Below are 2,815 nucleotides of genomic sequence, written 5' to 3' on the forward strand. Positions count from 1 at the left end.
AATGAACAGATTCGAAAACAATAAAGGTTAAAAACGGGGTCATTTTATGGAATATCCTTTTGTTTCGGTTGTAATAGGTATTCGCAACGAAGAAAAATTTATTGAAGAATGCATTGAAGCGCTTCTTCATCTTGATTACCCTCAGGATTCTTATGAGGTTATTATCGTCGACGGAATGTCCACTGATAAAACTCGGGAGCTCGTACAGAAATATCCTGTCAGGCTCCTTCTTAATGAACGAAAAAATGTTGCAGCAGCAAGGAACCTTGGAGTGGAAAACGCTCGGGGAGATCTTGTCGCATTTACGGATGGAGACTGCAAGGTAGATCCCGGATGGCTGAAAACACTTGTCAGTGAAATGAAAAATGCCTCTGAAGATGTAGCATGTGTTGGTGGACCTAACTTAATATTTGACACTGACCCTATTTTTGGCAGAGTTGTAGGGTATGCTCAGGAAACATTTCTGGGCTCCGGAGGTTCTGCCCAGTCCAAAAATTCAACAAAGAAACATTATGTCAGTTCCCTTCCTAATTGCAATGCTATGTACAAAAAAAATTCCATCAAGGAAGCCGGGTATTTTGACGAGCGGTTTGTAGTGGGTCAGGACGGTGACCTCAATTACAGAATAAATAAAATAGGTCATAAATTCCTGTATATTCCAGAAGCAAAAGTGCTTCATCACAGAAGAGGAACTCTCAAGTCATTTTCCATACGAATGTTCAAGTATGGCATGTGGATGGCTGAGCTTTTCAAAAAACACGGCGAATTCGTCCGCTGGTATGCTTTTTTGCCTTCAATTGCCATAGCTTTTGCAGTTCTTTCGTTTATTGTTTCTCTTGTATATACAGTGCCGATAGCAGTTCTGTTAATACTGATGACCTTATATTTCGCTCTGGTTTTTGTTACCTCAATTCAGGTAGTATATAAGATGAAATCAAAATACGGCATCCTTACCCTGTTTGTGATCCCTGTGCAGCACGTTGCTTATGGGCTGGGTTTTTTGTACAGTTTTGCAAATTCCCTTCTCCTTTCAAAAGACAGGTCTCTTTCGGATATTTAATGTTTAAGAATTTATCCGGTTAATGTAGCCATAGTTGCCGATATGCAAATGTAAAAATGGTTGGAGAAATTGACCCCAACTTGAAGTATGTTGGAGCAAAAAATTCTTAACCAATATAGACCTCACTGTAAATCCTATTGGCTTCGAACAAAAAATCTGAACCTTTTTTTCAGGTTCAACCCTGAATCCTGTTCGGATTCAATTTTGAATTCTTTATTTCAAACTCAATATATAAAGTTGTGATCGCTTAAGGTTATGGAGATAGTATGTTTGGATTGAGCGAAGAGACGGGACTCAAGTACATGGATAATAACCGTTTAATGAAGGTAATTTCCTTCCTGTTCCCACTAGCAATAATTCTCGCAGTTATATTCACTTTCGTATGGATGTTTGTAACCGGAAAGCCAGGTTATGCAATTCGTGGATTGTTTACAGGAATCCCTGCAGTACTTTCCTGCCTCTTTATATTGTACATTTACAAAAAAGATGTAAGTCTGCATGATATAGACAGTTTCCCGTCGATAAACATAAAGTCCCTTACATACGTGTTTAGCATATTTTATATTGGCTCAATAGCTGTGCTTCTGCTATCTCAGGGAAACAGACCAGGGTACTATTTCGTATTTATTCTGGTGATGTACCTTTCGGTTTTCCTGCAAATATTCTCTAAAGAGGTAAGGCCGTCCCTTGTCCTTTTGGAATCTTTTTTAATCATGGTAAACCTTACTTATAGCGTTACCTTAAATTATGATTTCTACTTCGGGACCACTGACATTCTGCCTCACATTTTTCTTTCGGAACTCACTGCAGTAACGGGACAAACCATTTCCACTTCCTTAAGTGACTATGCATTTTTCCCCCTGTACCATATACTTGTTGCAGAAGCCTCCGAAATTTTGAACCTCAGTACAAAAACCTCACTTTTCCTGATTACAGCACCAATTTATGCAGTAACCGTAGTTTTTCTTTACTATCTCTTTAATCATATTACACACAACAGGCAAATCTCCCTTCTCTCCTGCCTGCTTTACTCCGCAAGCTATATTGTACTGTATTACGGCGCAAACGTGATTACACGCACAATGTCATTCGTAGCGTTTATTATACTGCTATATCTGGTTTACAGTGTTAACTTCAAAGAGGATAAATTCTCTTTTAAAGCTCTTTCAGTAATAGTTTTGATTTTTCTGACCCTGGTCCATAACGTTTCCATACTCCAGTTCGTGTTATTACTCATCATCCTTTTTGCCTCGGAGTATATTATAGGGGCTGGTAACTATGTAAGCAAACCTTTCTTTTTACTTCTAAATGTTACTTATACTGCTTACTGGTTCTTTATAGCTTATCTGTTCATGCAGAGAAGCCTGACTCCCCGTTTACAGAGCCATTTTTGGGACTCTATAGTTTTAACTTCTGGGGGCTCTAACGTACTTGAAGAGGGCTTTATCAGTCTGTTTGGGCTCCTGGACAAATCCGTCTTTTTATTTTTTGCCCTTATAGGAATAGGTTTTCTTCTGAAAAACTACAGAAAAAACTATGCTTCAGTTTTCGGGTTATTTGCCCTGTTAACCCTTATTTTCTATGTTCCAAACCCTCTCAATACTATCTGGCAGTTTAAGGTTCTGTTCAGGGTTGATCGGTTTATGCTTTTCGTTAGCCCCTTTATGGCTTTCGCAATGGGATATGGAATTTATGTATTCTGGAACTATATGGATAAATATGGGCCTAAAAAGTTCAATACAGTGGTCTTTATAG

Annotated in this window: 2 protein-coding genes; both read left to right on the forward strand. The window is 38.5% G+C overall.

Translation table 11 applies throughout. The features are described from left to right. The first annotated feature begins 46 nt into the window (after positions 1-46). On the forward strand, positions 47-1,060 hold the full coding sequence (locus PHF18_RS18010; RefSeq protein WP_048141749.1) for a glycosyltransferase: 1,014 nt from the start codon (positions 47-49) through the stop codon (positions 1,058-1,060). Between the two features lie 266 nt (positions 1,061-1,326). Next, positions 1,327-2,815: hypothetical protein (locus PHF18_RS18015; RefSeq protein WP_300105086.1), on the forward strand; the 1,489-nt coding region annotated here is incomplete at its 3' end.

Source organism: Methanosarcina sp., from assembly GCF_028693135.1.
Taxonomy (GTDB): Archaea; Halobacteriota; Methanosarcinia; order Methanosarcinales; family Methanosarcinaceae; genus Methanosarcina.

Coding starts and splice junctions, on each gene's coding strand:
- PHF18_RS18010 (WP_048141749.1), top strand. CDS start 47: ATGGAATATCCTTTTGTTTCGGTTGTAATAGGTATTCGCAACGAAGAA.